The organism is Pirellulales bacterium (genome assembly GCA_019636345.1).
Taxonomy (GTDB): Bacteria; Planctomycetota; Planctomycetia; order Pirellulales; family Lacipirellulaceae.
The window spans coordinates 279,499-298,381 of sequence record JAHBXQ010000002.1; the positions used below are offsets into that span (position 1 = coordinate 279,499).

Annotated in this window: 15 protein-coding genes; 8 read left to right on the top strand and 7 right to left on the bottom strand. The window is 67.9% G+C overall.

All coding sequences use genetic code 11. The annotated features are described in order from the left end of the window. Window positions 1–25: 25 nt before the first annotated feature. Together purL and KF688_04960 are read right to left on the bottom strand one after the other, a co-directional pair. Window positions 26–2,962, bottom strand: a complete 2,937-nt coding sequence (purL, locus tag KF688_04955) for a phosphoribosylformylglycinamidine synthase subunit PurL (protein ID MBX3425010.1) — start codon at window positions 2,960–2,962, stop codon at window positions 26–28. Then, window positions 2,946–3,812 carry a prephenate dehydrogenase/arogenate dehydrogenase family protein gene (locus KF688_04960; GenBank protein ID MBX3425011.1) on the bottom strand — a complete coding sequence of 289 codons (867 nt, stop codon included), beginning with the start codon at window positions 3,810–3,812 and terminating at the stop codon, window positions 2,946–2,948. The genes purL and KF688_04960 overlap by 17 nt, the downstream gene beginning before the upstream one ends. A 496-nt stretch (window positions 3,813–4,308) precedes the next feature. On the opposite strand from KF688_04960, the gene KF688_04965 reads away from it, so the two are divergent. Together KF688_04965 and KF688_04970 are read left to right on the top strand one after the other, a co-directional pair. Beyond that, on the top strand, window positions 4,309–5,412 hold the full coding sequence (locus KF688_04965; GenBank protein ID MBX3425012.1) for a DUF1573 domain-containing protein: 1,104 nt from the start codon (window positions 4,309–4,311) through the stop codon (window positions 5,410–5,412). A 203-nt stretch (window positions 5,413–5,615) separates the two neighbouring features. Next, on the top strand, window positions 5,616–6,326 hold the full coding sequence (locus KF688_04970) for a DUF1080 domain-containing protein (GenBank protein ID MBX3425013.1): 711 nt from the start codon (window positions 5,616–5,618) through the stop codon (window positions 6,324–6,326). Window positions 6,327–6,358: 32 nt separating this feature from the next. Here KF688_04970 and KF688_04975 read toward each other — a convergent pair whose 3' ends face one another. After that, window positions 6,359–7,717, bottom strand: a complete 1,359-nt coding sequence (locus tag KF688_04975; GenBank protein MBX3425014.1) for a TolC family protein — start codon at window positions 7,715–7,717, stop codon at window positions 6,359–6,361. Between the two features lie 305 nt (window positions 7,718–8,022). Between KF688_04975 and KF688_04980 the strand changes: the two genes are divergently transcribed. The 3 genes from KF688_04980 (at window position 8,023) to KF688_04990 (ending at window position 10,989) form a co-directional block, all read left to right on the top strand. Beyond that, on the top strand, window positions 8,023–8,508 hold the full coding sequence (locus KF688_04980) for a hypothetical protein (GenBank protein ID MBX3425015.1): 486 nt from the start codon (window positions 8,023–8,025) through the stop codon (window positions 8,506–8,508). A gap of 1 nt (window position 8,509) precedes the next feature. After that, window positions 8,510–9,715 (top strand): hypothetical protein, encoded by a 1,206-nt coding sequence (locus KF688_04985; GenBank protein ID MBX3425016.1) that lies wholly within the window; start codon window positions 8,510–8,512, stop codon window positions 9,713–9,715. Window positions 9,716–9,963: 248 nt separating this feature from the next. After that, complete coding sequence (locus KF688_04990; protein ID MBX3425017.1) at window positions 9,964–10,989, top strand: DUF1559 domain-containing protein; 1,026 nt, start codon at window positions 9,964–9,966, stop codon at window positions 10,987–10,989. A 27-nt stretch (window positions 10,990–11,016) separates the two neighbouring features. Here the strand turns inward: KF688_04990 and KF688_04995 are convergent, their stop codons facing one another. The 4 genes from KF688_04995 to KF688_05010 form a co-directional block, all read right to left on the bottom strand. Next, window positions 11,017–12,315 carry a tyrosine--tRNA ligase gene (locus tag KF688_04995; GenBank protein ID MBX3425018.1) on the bottom strand — a complete coding sequence of 433 codons (1,299 nt, stop codon included), beginning with the start codon at window positions 12,313–12,315 and terminating at the stop codon, window positions 11,017–11,019. 152 nt (window positions 12,316–12,467) lie between these two features. Continuing rightward, window positions 12,468–12,863, bottom strand: a complete 396-nt coding sequence (locus KF688_05000) for a cupin domain-containing protein (protein MBX3425019.1) — start codon at window positions 12,861–12,863, stop codon at window positions 12,468–12,470. Window positions 12,864–12,930: 67 nt separating this feature from the next. After that, window positions 12,931–13,215 carry a hypothetical protein gene (locus KF688_05005; GenBank protein MBX3425020.1) on the bottom strand — a complete coding sequence of 95 codons (285 nt, stop codon included), beginning with the start codon at window positions 13,213–13,215 and terminating at the stop codon, window positions 12,931–12,933. An 8-nt stretch (window positions 13,216–13,223) separates the two neighbouring features. After that, window positions 13,224–13,403 (bottom strand): hypothetical protein, encoded by a 180-nt coding sequence (locus KF688_05010; GenBank protein MBX3425021.1) that lies wholly within the window; start codon window positions 13,401–13,403, stop codon window positions 13,224–13,226. On the opposite strand from KF688_05010, the gene uvrA reads away from it, so the two are divergent. From uvrA to KF688_05025, 3 genes are all read left to right on the top strand, one after another. Beyond that, entirely contained in the window at window positions 13,393–16,386 is a 2,994-nt protein-coding gene (uvrA, locus tag KF688_05015) for an excinuclease ABC subunit UvrA (GenBank protein ID MBX3425022.1), read from the top strand. The genes KF688_05010 and uvrA overlap by 11 nt on opposite strands. Window positions 16,387–16,497: 111 nt before the next feature. Then, window positions 16,498–17,382, top strand: a complete 885-nt coding sequence (locus KF688_05020) for a hypothetical protein (protein MBX3425023.1) — start codon at window positions 16,498–16,500, stop codon at window positions 17,380–17,382. Between the two features lie 74 nt (window positions 17,383–17,456). Further along, on the top strand, window positions 17,457–18,491 hold the full coding sequence (locus KF688_05025) for a ThiF family adenylyltransferase (GenBank protein ID MBX3425024.1): 1,035 nt from the start codon (window positions 17,457–17,459) through the stop codon (window positions 18,489–18,491). Window positions 18,492–18,883: the final 392 nt, after the last annotated feature.

An 18,883-nucleotide genomic window follows, 5' to 3' on the forward strand; every position in this document is an offset into this window, starting at 1 on the left:
CTGCACGCCGCTTGTTATCCGTCGCTCATGCCAACGCCGCCGACTGCCAGGCACGCTTCAACTCGCCGAGTTCCGCATCGACGAGCAGGTCCTCGCCCAGCGCGATTCGCAGCCGGTCGTCGCCGCTCACGACGCCGATCCGGGCATGCGGCACGCCGGCCGACAATTCGGCGAACCGAGGCGCGTCGGCGGCCGCGACCTCGCAGAGGAAACGGGTGTTCGATTCGCTGAACAATCGCCCGGTCGGCGTAACGGTTCCCTCGACCACGAGCGCGGCCGCGTCGACCGAGGCCCCGAGGCCGCCGGCGAAGGCCATCTCCGCGAGCGCTGCGGCGAGCCCCCCTTCGCTCAAGTCGTGGCACGCGGCGACCAGCCCCACGTCGATCGCGGCATGGATCGCCGCGAACGTCGCTTTGGCCCGCTCGGGGTTCACTTTCGGCACGTCGCCGCCGGTCGACTGATTGACCAGAGCGTAATGCGACCCGCCCAGCTCTTCGCTCGTCACGCCGACGACGAAGAGCAGATTGCCCGGCGCCTTGAGATCCATCGTGACGCACTTCGCGACGTCGGCGACCTGGCCCATGGCGCTGATCAGCAGCGACGGCGGGATCGCGATCGTGCGCTTCCGGCCATCGTCGCCGACATAGCTGAATTCGTTGTTGAGGCTGTCCTTGCCGCTGATGAACGGGGTTTCCAGCACGAGCGACAGGTCGTGACAGGCGAGTGCCGCCCGGACAAGCGATCCTAGCGTGTCGTTCTTTTCGCAATCGCCCCAGCAGAAGTTGTCGAGCACCGCGATTCGCCGGGGATCGGCGCCGACCGCGACGCAGTTGCGGATTGCTTCGTCGATGGCGCTGGCGGCCATGTGGTACGTGTCGAACTCGCCGTAGCGGGGATTCATGCCGCAGGAGATCACGACGCCGCGGGGCGACCCGAGCACGGGACGAACGACCGCCGCGTCGCCGGGGCCGTCCTCGCAAACGCCCACCAGCGGTTTGATTGCGCTGCCCCCCTGCACTTCGTGGTCGTATTGGCGAATGATCCCTTCTTTGCTGGCGACGTTAAGCGAGCCGAGGATCAAGCGCAGCGACAAAGTGAAATCGACGTCGCTCGGCGCACGGAACGGCTGCGTCGCTTGCGGTTCGTACGCCGCTTGGCGGACGACCGGCGGCCGGCCGTTGTGAAGCAGGTCCATGGCCAGATCGCCGACGACCGCGTCGTGATATTTGAGCACGAGGCGCCCCGTCGGCTCGAACCGTCCGATGACCGTCGCCTCGACCCCCTCGGCGGCGCACAAGTCGTGCAGCGCCTGCCAGCGCTCCTCGGGGACGCTCAGGACCATTCGCTCCTGGGCCTCGCTGATCCAAATTTCGGTGTAGGAGAGCCCGGCGTACTTGAGCGGGGCCTTGTCGAGCCACACCTCGGCGCCGATCTCCTCGCCCATCTCGCCGACGGCGCTGGAAAACCCGCCGGCGCCGCAGTCGGTGATCGCGGTGAACAGCCCCCGATCGCGGGCCGCGAGCACGACGTCGAGCACCTTCTTTTCCTCGATCGCGTTGCCGATCTGCACGGCTCCGCCGGAGAGGGACTCGCTCTCGTGGGTCAGCTCGGCGCTGGAGAACGTGGCCCCGTGGATGCCGTCGCGCCCGGTGCGGCCGCCGAGAGCGACGATCAGGTCGTGCGGCTGCGGCTGCTTGAACGACTTGTCGCGCGGGATGAGTCCGACGCTGCCGCAGTAGACCAGCGGGTTGCCCAGGTACCGCTCGTCGAAGTACACGGCGCCGTTGACGGTGGGGATTCCCATCCGGTTGCCGTAGTCGCGGACCCCCTCGACGACTCCGCGCATGACGAGTTGCGGGTGGAGCACCCCGGGGGGAAGCGTGTCGGCCGCGGTCTCGGGGGGAGCGAAGCAAAAGACGTCGGTGTTGGCAATCGGCTTGGCGCCCAACCCTGTGCCGAGCGTGTCGCGGATGACCCCTCCCAGCCCCGTGTTGGCGCCGCCGTACGGTTCCAGGGCCGACGGGTGGTTGTGGGTCTCGACTTTGAAGCAAATGTTGTGCTGGTCGTCGAATCGCACGATGCCGGCGTTGTCCTTGAACACGCTGACGCACCAGTCGTCGTCTCCCCAGCGGCGGCGCAGCTCCTGGGTGGCGGCGAAGATCGTCTCCTTGAGCATGTTGTCGAATCGCCGCTCGCCATGCTCGTCCCGATAGGCGATCCGCCCGGCGAGCGTCTTGTGGCTGCAGTGTTCGCTCCAGGTCTGGGCGAGCGTCTCCAACTCGACGTCGGTGGGGTCGCGGCCCAACTCGTCGAAGCAGCGCTGGATCGTATGCATCTCGGCGAGCTGCAGGTAGAGCTGTCCTTCGCGGGAGAGCCGCAGGAGCCCCTCGTCGTCGAGCCCCGCCAGCGGGACGTGCTGCAGCTCGAAGCGGTATTCGCTCCCCGACTCGAGCCGCTCGAAGGGGAGCGGCCCGACGACGGATCGCTCGATCGCGTCGTTGGCCAGCACCTTGGCCGCGATTCGCTCGACGTTCGGCCGATCGACTCCGGCGAACCAGTACTTGCGGAGGGTGCGGACCGCGTCGACCTCGACTCCCAGGTCGCGGGCCGCGGTCTCGGCGGTCTGGGCGACAGGGTCCATGACGCCCGGCTTGAGCAGCACTTGGACGAGCAGCACGGGCTCGTCCAACCCGCCGGCGGCCAGCCGCGCCGGGGGAGCGACCAGATCCGCATGCCCGATCGGCGCGACGACCGATACCTCGGCCACCGCGTCGGCGAACAGTTCCCGCGCCAGTTTGCGGGCGGCCGCCTCATCCAATTTCGGGCCTTGCACGAGATACCCGTGACACGCGGCGACGCGCAGCTCGTTTGCCAATCCCAGCGCCGCGGCGTCGGCGGCGACCGCGGCCGCGGCCCCGTCGCGCTCGCCGGCCCGGCCGTGCAGGTCAATCTCCCAAAGCATCGCGGATCCGTTTAGCGTCTTGCAGTTGTTCAGTGAGGGCCGGTCGATCGTCGGCGTCGATTGCGCGGGCGATCGATTCGAGCCGGTGCTCGAACCGCCGCAGCGCATCGAGCACCGCCGCCCGGTTTTGAGTGAAGATTTGCGTCCACAGGTTTGCGTCCCCGGCAGCGACGCGGGTCGTGTCGCCCCAGCCGGTCGCGGCCAGTTGCAGCCAATCCTCCGGCGTGGCCGCGGCGAGCGCGGAGGCCACGAGGTGCGGCAAGTGGCTCGTCGCCGCGACCGCCTGATCGTGGTCGTGGGGGGAGAGCCGGACGACGTCCGCTCCGAGAGCTTCCCAGAACTCGGCGATCCGCTCGACCAGCGCCGGGGCGGTGTCGTCCTCCGGGGTGACCACCACGGTTCGGCCCTCGAACAAATCAGCCCGTGCGAACTCCGGCCCCGTCCGGTGATCCCCCGCCAGGGGGTGGCTCCCCACGAACCGGTTCGGCCCGGGGCGAAGCTGGGGCAAGTCGGCGGAAACGGGCTCGCGCAACTCACGGCAAATCGCCGCCTTGGTGCTCCCCGCGTCGGTCATCAGGGCCTTGGGGGCGAAGAAAGCGGCGGATCGCAAGGCGTCGACGATGCCGTCGACCGGGGTGGCGACGATCACCAGGTCCGCCTCGGCGACCCCCTCGACGAAGCGGGTCGTCGCCCGGTCGAGCGCCCCGCGGTCGAGGGCCTTGTCGAGCGACCCCTGCCGCCGGCCGACGCCGATCACTTCGCCGGCGACGCCCCGGCCGCGCGCGGCCAACCCGATCGACCCTCCGATGAGGCCGACGCCGACAATCGCCACTCGGTGGAACAGAGGCATCGGTTCGTGCAGGGGGAGGGGGGCTTGTGCTTTGACGCAGGCAGATCTCGGGCTGGCGACGCCCGCTCGATGGCAGCCTCTCGCTCGAGTCGGGCGAAAACGGCCAAGTCGGTCGCCGTCGTGTTGCACATGGCGCTTGCCGCCGCTTAGGCATGCAGACGCGACAGGGCCGGCATTCTAGCAAAATGGCAGGCCCTTGCAGGGGGGCGCGTCGGGCGTTCAATTGTCCCGCGTCGCAATCGTCGCAAACGGAGTCGTCGCATGCAAACTGCCGCGAAAAGAAGGATTTTCTTTCTGAACCGACTTGCCAAATCGGCTTCCATACCGCTTCTGCGGTAGAATATCGAACGCCGGGGAGCGAATTGGGGGCGACGCTCAAGCCGCGAGCTAGCACGCCCGATTAATCCACGGCGGACAACCGCAATCGCCGGACCCAAGCCGTCGCGTTGGCGTCGTTTTGGTCCGCTGGGTCGTTCACTCTGAAAGGGTCCGTTCCGTGGTCCGCACGCTCAGTTTTTCGACATGGGTCCTGAGTCTGGCGACGCTGCTGGGATTGCCGCCGGCGGTCGTTTCCGCCCAAGAATGGGCCGAGAAAATGTTCGGAGCCCGCGAGCACGACTTCGGTTCGGTCGCCCGCGGCGCCGACACCGAGTACCGGTTCGAGATCACGAACATCTATAAGCAGGACATGAACGTCGTGGGCGTGCGGTCGAGTTGCGGCTGCACGAGCCCGTCGCTGGAAAACGCCAAGGGCGAGGCGGTCCAGCAAATGACCCTCAAGACCTACGAGAAGGGCTACGTCGTCGCCAAGTTCAACACCCGGACCCACCTGGGGATGAAGGGGGCGACATTGACCGTCACGTTCGGCTCGCCCTACATCGCCGAGGTCCAGGTCCGCGTTCACGGGAACATCCGCAGCGACGTGGTCTTCACGCCCGGCGCCGTCGAGTTCGGCGAGGTCGACGAAGGGGCCGCCCACGAGGCCCGCGTCAACGTGACTTACGCCGGTCGTTCCGATTGGGCGATCACCGACGTCCTGAACGACAACGACAATTTCGAGGTCGAGCTCAATCAGGTTGAACGGACCGGCGGGCGCGTGACCTACAACCTGCTGGTCCGGCTGCGGCCGGAGGCGGAGGCGGGCTACGTCAAGGATCAGCTCACCGTCGTCACGAACGACGCCGTTGTCAGCAATCAGCGGATTCCGCTCTACGTCAGCGGACACGTTCGGCCCGAGTTCTCCGTGAAGCCGGAGATGCTCGTCTTGGGCGACATGCCGCCGGGGACCGAGGTAACCAAGAAGATCGTCGTCCGCGGGCGCGAGCCGTTTAAGATTCTCGACGTTTCCTGCGGCGACGAGTGCTTCGCCTTCCAGACCGACAGCCAATCGAAGACCGTCCATCTGGTCGACGTTACGTTCCGCGCCGGGGACGCCCCGGCGAAGTTTTCGACCCCCATCACGATCGTCACCGATCGGGGCGAAAATCGCGGCCCGAGGTTCACCGCCACCGCCAATGTCGTCGCCCCGGCGCCGGTGTCGCCGGCTCCCGTCGACGACGACGCGGTCGAGCCCGCGGCCCGCATCTCCGCCGCCCGATAAGCTTTACGCGCCCGCTTGTTCCTCCCTAGCGGCGTGCGACGTCGCACGCTTGCGCAACTCTCGCCACGGGCGAAACTGGCCGGGGCGCCGGCGCTACGCTACCATGGTCTCAAGCGACGCGACGTGTGTCGCCCGCGTTCGTCTGCGGGTGAGCGCCGTGGTTCGGTCGTCTCTTGTTCCGGCGTCTGGTCTTGGGGGCAATCATGCGGTCTTCGGTTCTCGGTTTTGCGGCGGCAGGGGTCATGTGCGCGGCGGCGACCGCTTCGGCCCTTGAGTTCGTCCCCCTGTTCGACGGCAAGTCGATCGACGGCTGGATCAAGCGGGGCGGCAAGGCCGAGTATCGCATCGAGGAGGGCGCCATCGTCGGCGTCTCGCAGACGAACACCGAGAATACGTTCCTCTGCACCCCCCGCGACTACGCCGACTTCGTCCTTGAGGTCGAGGTGAAGGTCGACGCCGGGCTCAATTCCGGCATTCAGATTCGCAGTCTGTGCAAGGACGAACCGCAGGAGTTCGCAGCGACCGACGCCAAAGGCAAGCCGATCCAGGTCAAGATTCCGGCCAAGCGAGTGCACGGCTATCAGGTTGAGATCGATCCCTCGGAGCGGGCTTACTCGGGGGGCATTTACGACGAGGCCCGTCGCGGGTGGCTCTTCGATCTCCCGGGGGACGAACACAAAGCGGCTCGCGGGGCCTTCAAGGTCGGCCAATGGAACAAGTACCGCATCGAGTGCCGCGGTTCTTCGATCAAGACCTGGATCAACGGCGTCCCGGTCGCCGACCTTTCGGACGAGATGACTCCTGCGGGCTTCATCGGGCTGCAAGTCCACTCGATCGGCGGCGACGAGAAGCTCGCCGGCAAAGAAGTCCGGTGGCGCAACCTGCGGATCGCGGAAATCAAGGCGGAGGAATAACCGGCCGCCGCGTCGGCTGCGTCTGCGAATTGCTACAAATTCTTGCACCGCGAGCAGGGACAGCGATCCGGGCAGCAGGTCGGCGGTTGGCACTGGGTGCATGGGCCGTTGCAGCAGCCTTCGGTGCAGAGCGACGGGGCGAAACCGCACTCCAGCGCGAGCACGCCCTGGGCCCGCTTGAGTTGCGTCTCGGCCAGCTTCAGGGCCGTCACCCGAGCGACCAGTTCGCCTTCCGCCTCGTAGAGCAGGGTGCGAGCCTGGCTGATCTCCAAGGCGCTGGAGTCGTCGACGTCCCGCTTGGCGGTGAGCCGGTAGAGTTGCTCGCGGCGTTGGGCGACCCGCTGTCGGGCGTACAGCACGCGCTGCTGCTGCGAGGCGATTTCGTAGGACGCCCCTTTGATCTCGCCGATCGCAAGATTCTCGGTGTCGGTGAGCAGCATGGCGACCTGTCGGCAGCGGATCGGCAGTTCCGACTCGTAGCAATTCAAGCACCGGAGCCGGTGGACGAGCCCTTCGGTCGGCTCGACCGCCCCGAGCGTGCCGTCGGCCATCTGCAGCACTCCGCGAGCGACACGCAGGGTGCGCCGCTCGAGATTGCAGTGCAGCAGGTAGAGTCCTCGCAGGTCGTAGCGGGTGGCCAGCCCCTCGGCGACGTCGTCGGCCGGGTCGCGCGGCGTCAGGTCGGGTCGCCAATCGATCCGCGGCCACACGAACGGCTGTTCTTCGACGGGGCAGCCGACCAGTTTCTTCACCTGCCCGTTGAGCTGCAGCCGCTGCAGTTGGAGTTGAACGCGGCGGTCGAGGAGGTCGTAATAGCTGGCCGCGACGTCGCCGCGATTGACGCTGATCGGCAGGCCCGACTTTTCGATCTCCTCGGCCCGTTCGAGCGACGTGCGCGACTCGTCAATCGCACGATCGAGGAAGAACGACTGGGCCTCGAGCCCGGCCAGTTGATAGTAGGCCGTCAGGGCGTCGGCAGCCGCCTTGTTCCGCAGGTCGATCGCGTGGAGCGACAACAGGTCGCGGAACAGACATTGATTGCGAGCCACGTACTTCGAGTCGCACTCGATGATCACCTTGGCCCAATGTCGCTCGAGCTCGATCATGTTGGCCGTGTTGCAGTTGGCGGCCGCGGTGCATTGGCACTCGTCGGGGGCGAGCACCATGTAGGTCTCGCTCGGCGTGGGCAGCGGCGTAACGATGCAGGTCTCGGTCGCGCACTCGGGGACCAGCCGGGCAAGTTCGGGGGGCTCACCGTCGGCGAATCCCAGTTCCTGGCGGCATGGGATCGTCGGCGTGGCAGGCACGCACCCCCCGTTGGGGCACTTGCAGCCCGTTACGATCGCTGCGGCGAGCAGGATCGGAATGACAGCATTTTGCGGTACAGACATAACGATCGCTGAAATAGGCGTGATCGGACCCGTTCCCCCCTGGTTATCGTGTGCCGGTGGTTCCCGAAGCACGCGTCGTCCGTGATTTTCCGCATGCACCGCTCGGGCAATTCTTGCCGGTTGTCCTCACGGCGCCGGCTGTCGCGGTCGTGCGGGCCCGATGGCCGAACTCGCGCCGGCGCGGCCTCGGTCGGCATCCGCCGCTGGCGCCGCTGGCGCGGGGTTCGCCTTGTCCGTACCGGCGAGTTTTCCTACCGTTCGCACGCAACTTCTCCAGTTCAGGCCCGTTTTCTTCGCCCCCGCTCATGCCCTTCGATCTGGAAGTCCCCGTCGCGGCTCGCATTTGCCACGCCACCGGGCGGCCGATCGATGCGGGAGCGGCGTTTTACTCCGAGGCGACGCTGGAAGCGGGCATCCTGGTCCGGCGCGACGTGGCCGCCGAAGCGTGGACGGGTCCCGGCCCGCACGTGCTGGCATGGTGGAAATGTCAGGCCCTGGAAGCCGCCGCCAAACCCAAGCTCGCCCCGCACGAGGTGCTGCTCAATCTGTTCGCCGAGTTGGCCGACCAGCCCGCCGAAACCGAGTTCCGCTACGTGTTGGGGTTGCTCTTGATCCGCCGCCGACTGCTCCGGTTGGAAGAGACGCGCCGCGACGGCGCCGGGGTCGCGTGGATGCGACTCGACTGCCCCAGCCGCAAGGAGCAATTCGAACTGGCGGTCGTCGAACCGTCCCCGGAGCGCATGGCCGAGGTCGAGGCCCGGCTCGTCGAAACCCTGTACGCCGAGGCGTAAGTTGACGACCCGCACGCCCCTCACTGTGCATGAAGCGCGGCCTGTCCGGCGATTCGCCGTCCGGGCGGCTTGGCTCGTGATGACGGCGTGCACCTGCGGGGCGTCCTGCAATCAGCCGCTGCGGAACCCCTTTCGTTCCGCGGGGCCGCCGCCTCCCGAGGTGCTCATGGCGGGCGCCTCGCTGCAGCAGATCATCGACGCGGTGAACCAGAACTCTGCCCGCGTGCGGACGTATCAAACCGACAACGCCTCGATCGCCGTTCCGGGAATGCTGGGCGTGCCGATGCTGTCCGGGAAGATCCGCGCCCAACGCCCCGGACGGCTGCGGCTGCAGGGGGCGACGAGCATCACGGGCCCCGAGGTGGATCTTGGCGCCAACGACGAACTGTTCTGGTTCTGGATCCGTCGCAACGAGCCCCCGGCGCTCTACTTCGCCCGGCACGATCAGTTCGCCGGTTCGGCAGCCAGCCAAGTCGTGCCGATCGAACCGCAGTGGTTGCTCGACGCCCTCGGGTTCGCCGAGTTCAAGCCGACCGACGTGCACGACGGACCGCTGGTCCGCGGCGGCGGGCTCGTCGAGATTCGCTCGGTCGTCAACGCCCGTGGCGGCCAACTTGCGAAATCGACGGTCGTCAACGCCAAGACGGCTTGCATTATGGAGCAGCACATCTACGCCCCCGACGGGCGAATTCTCGCCTCCGCGATCGTCCGCTCGCACAAATTCTATCCCGAGGCGGGCGTGGCGTTGCCGCAGAAGATCGACGTACAGATGCCCTCTGCGGAGCTGTCGCTGTCGATCGACGTGGGGACCGTCCAGCTCAACAATCTGCCCGAGAGCCCCCAGATTTGGGCGTTGCCCACGCTGCCAGGGACGCCGACGGTCGACCTGGGGGCGGCCCCCGCAGGAACGGCCGGATCGCTGGGGGGACAGTTAGGCCGAGCCGATTGGACCTCGCCGGCGCCCGTGTCCAGCGTGGCCGAGCTCCCCGAGATGAGCCCCTCGCCGGGAGTCTCGGCGTACGGGGTCCCGAGCGAACCGTCGGCGCCAGTCCCCGCGGCCGGGCCGGTCTACAGCCAGTTGGCGCCGCAGACGCCGCTGTTTACCTCGCCGGGGGCCGCAGGGGCGAATCTTGGCAACCTTCCCAACTACCCCGCTGCGGCCCAGAGTCTCCCCTCGGGGGGAGTGCCGGCGACGTTGCCGCGGTAAGGTCCGGCGAGGGGGGGCGTTCGGGTTGAGAACGCTGTTTTGGGGGGGAAACGAGCCCAACGGGCCCCGTTCCGCGGGGATTCCGCGGCAATTACTGGGGGATTCTTGGTGGGATCGCGTTTTTTCGAAGGGCAGGTTGACACAAATCGAGGAGGGGAGATAATCCGCGGGAGTGATTTGATACTGAGTCTCGGTAACATCGATTGCCGGCCCCGACTCGGTGGAAACCGCCTCGGAGATCCCCTTCCATGCCGCTGCTTGGCCCCTCCCGTCTCCGCCGAACCCCCGCTCGTTCGGCCTTTACGCTCGTTGAACTCTTGGTGGTGATCGCCATCATTGGCGTGCTCGTGGCCCTGCTGCTGCCGGCGATCCAGGCCGCGCGCGAGGCGGCTCGCCGGATGAACTGCGCCAACAATGTCCGGCAGTTGGCGCTGGCGACGCTCAACTACGAGAGTTCCAAGAAGCGGTTTCCTCCGGCGATCATGATCAACCCGTCGGCGACCTCGCAATTCCGCTGGTCAGCCTTGGCGCGGGTGCTCCCCTACTTGGAGCAGGCGAACGTCGCTTCGGCGTTCAAATTCAGCGACGATTACAACGCGACCGCCGCCATCAACGGCCAGCCGATTCGCACGCTGCGGATTCCGGGTTACATCTGCCCGAGCGAGGCCCGGGATGAACAACGGCTGGACTCCACGGGCGCCCCCGAGCACTACCTTGCGAACTACGCCTTCAACGGCGGAACCTGGAAGTTCTACGATCCGGTGACGAACACCCCGGGGGACGGGGCTTTTTGTCCCGGCACAGGGTTCACGGCAAGCAACTTCAGCGACGGGTTGTCCAACACGCTCATGGTCGCCGAGGTGAAGGGATGGCAGCCCTACTACCGCGACGGCGGGCAAGGAACTGACGCGATCCCAACGCAGACGAGCCAGATCTGTTCGTTGGCTGGCGACTTCAAAGCCGATTCCGGGCACACCGAGTGGGTCGACGGCCGCGTCCATCAGGGGGGCTTCACTGCGACCTTCCCGCCGAACGCCCAAGTGCTCTGCACGGCGGGGGGGCAGCAGTACGACGTCGACTTCAACAGCAATCGGGTCGGGGTCGACAACACGCGGCCCACCTACGCCGCGATCACCTCGCGCAGCTACCACCCAGGACAGGTCAACGCGGCGATGATGGACGGCTCGGTCACGAGCATCGCCAGCGACGTCGACGTGATCGTCTGGCGAGCCTTGGCGACCCGCGACGGGGCAGAAATCGCGACGCTGGACTAACGCCGTGCTTTGGCAGCGTCCCCCGCGTCACGCGTCGAACTTGAGCAGCGCGTACCGTTTCTTGCCGCTGCGGAGCACGGCCACGGTTTCGCTCGCCAGATTGGCCGACGTGACGAACGCTTCGAGCCCTTCGATGCGCCGGTTGTTGAGGTAGACGCCTCCTTGCTCGACCGCTCGTCGGGCTTCCCCTTTGCTCTTGGCGAGCCCCGCCTCGACCAGGGCGTCGACGATCGGCAGGCCTGCGCCGGCCAGCAGCGACGCGGGGAGCCGTTTGCTGGGGACGTCGGCGAAGATCTGCCCCAGTTGGGCGTCGTCGAGATCGCTGATCTCGGCCCCGAAGAAGATCTGCGTCGCCCGCTCCGCGGCGGCGAGTCCTTCTTCCCCGTGGACAAGCCAGGTCAGCTCTTCCGCGAGTCGTCGCTGGCTGGAGCGCTTGGCGGCGTCGGTCGCCCGCTCGGCGTCGAGGGCTTCGATCTCCTCGTGCGAAACGTCGGTGAGCATCCGCAGGCAGCGTCCCGCGTCGGCGTCGTCGACGTTGACCCAGTACTGGAAGAACTGGTAGGGGCTGGTCCGCTCGGCCGACAGCCAGACGGCGCCGCTCTCGGTCTTGCCCATCTTCGAGCCGTCGCTCTTGGTCAACAGCGGCCATGTGAGCCCGTAGAGTTGCACGCCGTGCATCCGGCGGGCCAAGTCGATTCCTGCGGTGATGTTGCCCCACTGGTCGCTGCCGCCGGCCTGCAGTTCGCACCCCGCCGACTGATGCAAATGCACGAAGTCGTACGCTTGCAGCAGCATGTAGCTGAACTCGGTGTAGCTCATCCCGCCCGAGGAGTTGTCGTCCTCGCCGCGGCCCAGTCGGCTTTTCACCGAGTCCTTGGCGAGCATGACGTTCACGGGGAAGTTCTTGCCGACGTCGCGCAAGAAATCGAGGTAGCTCCACGGCCCGGTCCAGTCGAAGTTGTTCACGAGGGACGCTTGGCTCGGCCCGGGGTCGAAATCGAGGAACCGCCGCATCTGGGCGGCCATTCCTTCGATATTGGCCGTGAGTTGTTCCTTGCTGAGCAGGTTTCGCTCGGAGCTCTTGCCGCTGGGATCGCCGATCATCCCCGTGGCGCCCCCGACGACGGCGATCGGTTTGTGCCCCGCGCGCTGAAACCGCCGCAGGACGATCAGGCCCATCATGTGCCCCACGTGGAGGCTTTCGGCGGTGGGGTCGAACCCGGCGTACACGGTCCGCGGCTGCGCATCGAGCCAGGCCTCGATGCCGGCGTCGTCGGTGGTTTGGTGAACAAGCCCGCGCCAGCGGAGATCGGAGAAAAAAGACATGCGATGGGAGTCGGCTGGATGACGGCGGTTGAATTGCGTGAGCGACGGACGCGAGTCAGCTCAGCGTCGCTCCGCGGGCTTACGCCTCGCGGCTCGATTCATTCTCGCGGTTCGAGCCATTCTCGCGGCTCGATCCGTTCTTGGGGAGCGGGTCACCCGTCGGCAGGTTCGATGCCGCATTCGGGGGCGTTGGTCACCGGCAGGTCGTACGCGGCGTTGGGGATCAGGCACAGCATCTTGAACGGCCCTGCGCCCGTGTTGCGAAATTGGTGGACGTCGTCGGGCGTGACGTAGACCACGTCGCCGGGACGCAAGGGGCGGGGCTGGTCGCCGTCGATGATCTCGCCCTCCCCCTCCAGCACGTAAATCTCGTGCTCGTAGGGGTGAAAGTGCCGCGGCGTGTGTCCACCGGGAGCGAGTTCGAACTGACGCATCGCGAAGTTCGCCGCCTGGTCGTCCTTTCCCACGAGCCATCGCACCTGACATCCCGCGGCCCCTTCCATCGTGACCTCGTTCAGGGGGACGTCGGCCGAGCGTTTGATTTTCATCGCGGTTGCCGGGGCGGGTTGAGCAGCGAACTGGGAACAGGAAAGCCGAATCGGCGTCGCGACGGCGCTACTGGGGGGGCTCGCGGTCGGCCGGCTTCGCCCAGTGGTCGTCCGTGGCGATCGCCGCGATCGTCAGCACGGCGAGCACCGCGAGTTCGACCAGCAGCGCCGTCGTGCCGTGGGCGTCGAGCCAACGGTACAGCGGATGTCCGGCGTGGCGGGTCGCCTCCCCGCGGACGGCGTTGACGGCCTGAAACGCCATGTACCCGTAGGCGAACGCCGTCACGCAAAACGCCATCCCCGCCGGAATCAGCAGGGCGTAGAACGGGTTGCGGCGTTTGGCGGCGGGCACGGCAGCGCTCAGGCGGCGGTCGCGGGAAACACGCGGAACCAGCCATTGTAGCAAATCGCAGTCCGCGGCAAATCGGCCACGGCGGCCCCGGCCGGCACGGGGCGCGGCGCGATCCTGTCCCCCGCCGCCGGGGCGTGGTAGACTGCGGGATTCGTCCCCCGCTGATCCAGGCATGCTATGGCGAGCACCTCCGGACAGAACGGCCAGCCGGCGTCGCGCAAGGGAGCCGCGCCCGGCGAAACGCCCCTCATTCGCCTGCGCGGGGTGGCCGTCCACAACCTCAAGGACGTCGATCTCGACCTGCGGCACGGCCAGCTCATCGCCTTTTGCGGGGTGAGCGGCAGCGGCAAGACGAGCCTCGCCCTCGACACGCTCTACGCCGAGGGGCAGCGCCGCTACATCGAGAGCTTCTCGACTTACACGCGGCAGTTCCTCGAACAGCTCGACAAGCCCGCGGCCGACAGCATCGAGGGGATCCCCCCGTCGGTGGCGGTGACCCGCTCGAGCATTAGCCGCAGCAGCCGGGCCACCGTCGGCAGCGCGACGCAGCTCAACGAGCACCTGCAGTTGTTGTTCGCGCGGATCGGCGAGGTGATCTGCCACGGCTGCGGGCGCAAGGTGAGTTGCGACTCGGCCGAATCGGCGGTGGACGAGTTGCTCAAGCAACCCGAGGGGACCCGTGCGATGGCAGGGTTCACCTCGCAGCGCGGCCCGCGCCGGACTCCGAGCGAGTGGCTGGGGGACCTGATTGCCTTGGGCTACCGGCGATGCGTCGTGGGAGAGGCGACGGTCGATCTGGAGCCGGAACTCGCCGCGCGATTGAGCGAGGCGAGCCAGCTCGACGTGCTCGTGGATCGGGTCTCGCTGCGGCCCGACGCGGCGCCCCGGTTGCGCGACTCCTTGGAGACTGCGTTCCACGCCGGTCGCGGGGCGGTGATCGCGTGGATCGACTCAGGCGATGCCAAGGGCGACCATGCCGGCTCGACCGTCGCAACCCCCGAGGTCGTCGCCCCGGCCCCTGCCAGAAACGGCAACGGCCATGTGCTGCTCGACGGCCGAGCGTGGCGGCGGCGGGTCTTCAGCCACCGGCTGCGGTGTGAGGCGTGCGACGTCCAGTACGCCGACCCCGATCCGGCTCTGCTTAGCTACAACAATCCACAGGGCGCCTGTCCGGCGTGCGAGGGGTTCGGCAACGTGATCGACGTCGATCTCGCCCGGATCGTCCCCGATCCCAACAAAACGCTCCGTGAAGGGGCGATCGCCCCCTGGAACACCCCGGCCTACGCCCACGAGCTCAAGGAGCTGTTGGCGCTGGCCAAGGACTACGGCATTCCGGTCGACACGCCGTTTCGCGAGCTCGCCCCCGAGCATGTCGAGCTGATCCGTCGCGGCGTCCCCGAGCGCAGCTTCGGCGGGCTCGCCGGGTTCTTCGATTGGCTCGAACGCCGCAAGTACAAGATGCACATCCGGGTCTTCCTGAGCCGGTGGCGCAGCTACTATCCGTGCGAGACGTGCCGCGGCGCCCGGCTGCGGCCCGAGGCGCTGGCCGTGCGGATCGCCGGAAAGAACATCGCCGAGGTTTCGGCGTTGCCGATTCGCGAGGCGATCGCCTGGCTCGCGGCGCTGGAGCTTTCCCCCTGGCAGCGTCAGGTGGGGCGGCTGCTGCTCGATCAGGTGACGACGCGGCTGGAGTATCTCGACCGGGTGGGGGTCGGGCACCTGACCGTCGATCGCTCGCTGCGGACCCTCAGCGGCGGAGAGGCCCAGCGGGTTGCGCTGACCGCGGCGTTGGGGTCGAACCTCACCGGCATGTTGTACGTGCTCGACGAACCCTCGGCCGGGCTCCATGCCGCCGACATGCCGCGACTGGTCGAGGCGGTCCGACGACTTCGGGATCGGGGCAACACGGTGGCCGTCGTCGAGCACGAGCCGGCCCTCATCCAAGCGGCCGACGACGTGGTCGAGCTGGGCCCGGGCGCCGGGGAGTTCGGCGGCAAGATCGTCTTCCACGGCTCGCCGGAGGCGATGCTCAAGCACCCCGACAGTCGTACCGGCGATTGGCTCGCCGGTCGCCGATCCGATGGAGGCCGCGGCTCGCGTCACGCGACCGACCAAGGGTGGCTGCGACTCGTGGGCGCCCGGGGGAACAACCTCCGCGATCTGACGGTCGAGTTCCCGCTGGGGGTGCTCTGCGTCGTGACCGGCGTGAGCGGCGCCGGCAAGAGCACGCTCGTGCAGCAGACCTTGTATCCCGCGGTCGCCCAGAAGCTCGGCAAGGAGGTCGAACGCCCCGCCGAGCACGACGACCTGCTGGGAGCGGGCCACATCGAGGACGTGCTGCTGGTGGATCAAAGCCCCATCGGTCGCACGCCGCGCTCCAACCCCGTGACCTACGTGAAGGCGTTCGACCCGATCCGGACGCTGTTCGCCGAAACGGTCGAGGCCCAGGCCCGGGGATTCGGCGCAGGGCATTTCAGCTTCAACGTCGAGGGGGGCCGCTGCGAGGCGTGCCAGGGAGACGGCTGCCAGCAGATCGACATGCGGTTCATGGCCGACGTCTTCATGCGGTGTCCCGAGTGCGGCGGCGATCGGTATCGTCGCGAGGTGCTCGACGTCAAGTACCGCGGGATGAGCATCGCCGACGTGTTGGACCTGTCGGTCCGCGAAGCGTTCACCTTCTTCCGCGGCCAGAAGAAGATCCTCGCCCGGCTCAAGTGCCTGATCGACGTCGGGCTCGATTACCTGCGACTGGGCCAGCCGGCGAACACCCTTTCCGGCGGCGAGGCCCAGCGGCTCAAGCTCGCCAACTACGTTTCGGCCGCCAAGCGGGGCCGCACGTTGTTCGTCCTCGACGAGCCGACGACCGGCCTCCACTTTAGCGACGTGCTGCAGTTGATCGACTGCTTCGACTCGTTGGTGGCGATGGGGCATTCCCTGGTGGTCGTCGAGCACAATCCGCTGATGATGCGGGCCGCGGACCATGTGATCGACCTCGGCCCCGGCGCCGCGGAGGCAGGAGGGCGTGTCGTCGCCGAGGGGACTCCCGAGGAGGTCGCCGCCTGCGAGGCGTCGCTCACGGGGCACGTCCTGTCCGAAGAATTCACCGGACTTCGCGGTCCTCGGAAGCCCCCCCGCAACGGATCGCGCTTGCGCAACGAAGACGCCAAGTAGCTTGCAGCTCGCTTGGCGGGGAGTCGGGGCGCCGCGCTGTATTTCTCCGCGACAATTCGTCCTCTCCACGTTCTGCTTCGGCTCCCAACAACAGCAGTCGGCCAACTCACCGTGAAGAATTCCCCGCTGCTGTTGCGTCGCATGCAGTTGACCGAGTCGTCGGCGACGGTGCTCGTGGAACGGGTTCTCGGGGACGAGACCCGGGCCCCTGCGGGAACGATTCGCGGACCGTTCTGCGAGTTCGCCCGAACGCTGCCGGCCGATTTTCCGCTGCGGGACTTGCCGCCGCTGCCCGAGCGAGCCCCCGCGACATCGGCGACGATCGTCGACCCGTGTTACTGGACCCCTGCGCTGCCGTTCGAGTACGAGTTGCGGCCGGCGGACGGTGCGTCGCCGCGGCGGTTTGCTTTGCGGCGGTGGTACGCGGTCGGCGACTCGTTCCGCCTCTCCGGCCGCCGCACCGTGCTTCGCGGCGCCGCGGTCGACAGCGTCACGGAGTCGGCATTAGCCGTCGCGCGGGCTAGCGCCGCGGTTCTGTGCGTGCCGACGCCCGCCGCCGAGCTCTGCGAACGCGCGGATCGAATCGGCGTGGCGCTGGTCGCCGATCTGCGGGGAGCGACGGACGCTCGCGATTGGTGGCAGGCCGCCGGATGGCGCGGGTCCGTCGTGGCGGCGCTGACGGACGAGTCGCAGGCGGTCGCCCTCGGACCGCTGGCCCGCGCGACGGGGATTGCGCTGGCCGTTGGCATCGCCGCCGAGGCGCCTGCTTTGTCCGCCGCCGTGCTCGACGAATGCGACGCCGTGGCCGTGGAACTTCAACCCGGCCAACGCCCGCCGACGTGGGCGGGGACCTGCGGCAAACCAGTCGTCGCGATCCGACGCGGCGACGCGGCGCCCGATCTCGCGGTCGCTCGCGCCGCCGCCGACGCCCTGCAGGCCGAGCTCGCCCCCCAGTTCAACCTCGCCGGCTACTTTGTCGCGGCCCGACCATCGTGAATACTGGATCTGGCTTTTAACTCGCGAGCCAAGACTCGACCGCGAACTCCCGCCGTTTCAGTGAAAGCGCTCACGTGCCCGATTCTTCTCTCGAACGCTATCGGCGGCAAATCCGCTTCGCCCCGCTCGGCGAAGCCGGACAGCGGCGGCTGCGCGACGCAAGCGTGCTGGTCGTCGGTTGCGGGGCGCTGGGATCGGTCGTGTCCGACTTGCTGGTCCGCGCCGGGGCGGGCCGGGTGCGGATCGTCGATCGCGACTTTCTCGAAGCCGACAATCTCCACCGGCAGGTCCTGTACGCCGAAAGCGACGTCGCGGCCCAACTCCCCAAGGCGGTCGCCGCGGCCGAGCGGCTGCGGGCGATCAACTCCGACGTGACGATCGAGCCGGTCGTCGCCGACGTCTCGCCGGCGAACATCGCGACCCTCGCCGGCGCCGTCGACGCGATCGTCGACGGAACCGACAACTTTGCCACGCGGTACCTGGTGAACGACTTCGCCGTCTCGACCGGCAAGCCGTGGGTTTTTGGCGGCGTCGTCGGGACCGAGGGGCAGGTGCTGGCGATCGTCCCGGGCGAGACCCCGTGCTTCGCGTGCCTCATGCCTGAGCCCCCTCCGGCCGAACTGCAGCCCACGTGCGAAACCGCCGGGGTGCTTGGCCCCGCGGTCGGGGTAGTCGCCTCGCTCCAGGCGATGGAGGCCCTCAAGCTGCTCAGCGGCAACCGCGCCGCGGTCAACCCGCGGATGACGCTCGTCGACCTGTGGACGAACCAGATTCGCAACGTCGGCATCGCCGCGACGCGAAGCGCGACGTGCCGCGCTTGCGGCCAGCGCGATTTCGCCTGGCTCGCCGGCCGCCGCGGCGCCGCGACGACCGTCCTCTGCGGCCGCAACTCGGTGCAGATCGCCCCCGACGAATCGCGGCCCGTGGACCTCGCGGACCTGGCCCGCAAGCTCGCGGAGGCCGGCCCCGTCGCGGCGAACGCGTACCTGCTGCGGCTCGAGGTCGAAAGCTACCGCATCACCGTCTTCGCCGACGGCCGCGCGATCATCGCCGGAACCGACGACCCGGCGATCGCCCGCGCGGTGCATGCGAGGTACTTGGGGGGGTAGGGGCAACCTGATCCATGCCCTCGCGCTCCCTGATCCATCGCCTGCTAGCACCGTCGCCCCGCAGTCTCTGCGCTGCTTCTCCATCTTGTCCGGGTCGAGCTTGCGATCCGAGATTTCCCCCTTTGCGGGTTGAGCCGACGCGGTTGGGCGGTCGATGAACCGGCAAGCGACGCCGATCCCGTTCCCGCGCGGTCGGCGCCGCCTCGCTGCCGGCCGCCGGTCTCGGTTTGCGGTCGGCCGACCCAGGTTCATCGCACAGACAGAACATCCGCATGGCAATTGCTGAGAGTCCCGCGGCCGCCGTCGGGGCGGTTGCGTCACCGGTTCGTGGTGCTGGTCGTATCGCCGCTGAGGGCGAGCCAGGGGCGAGCGAGGCGAAAGCGGGGACCAAC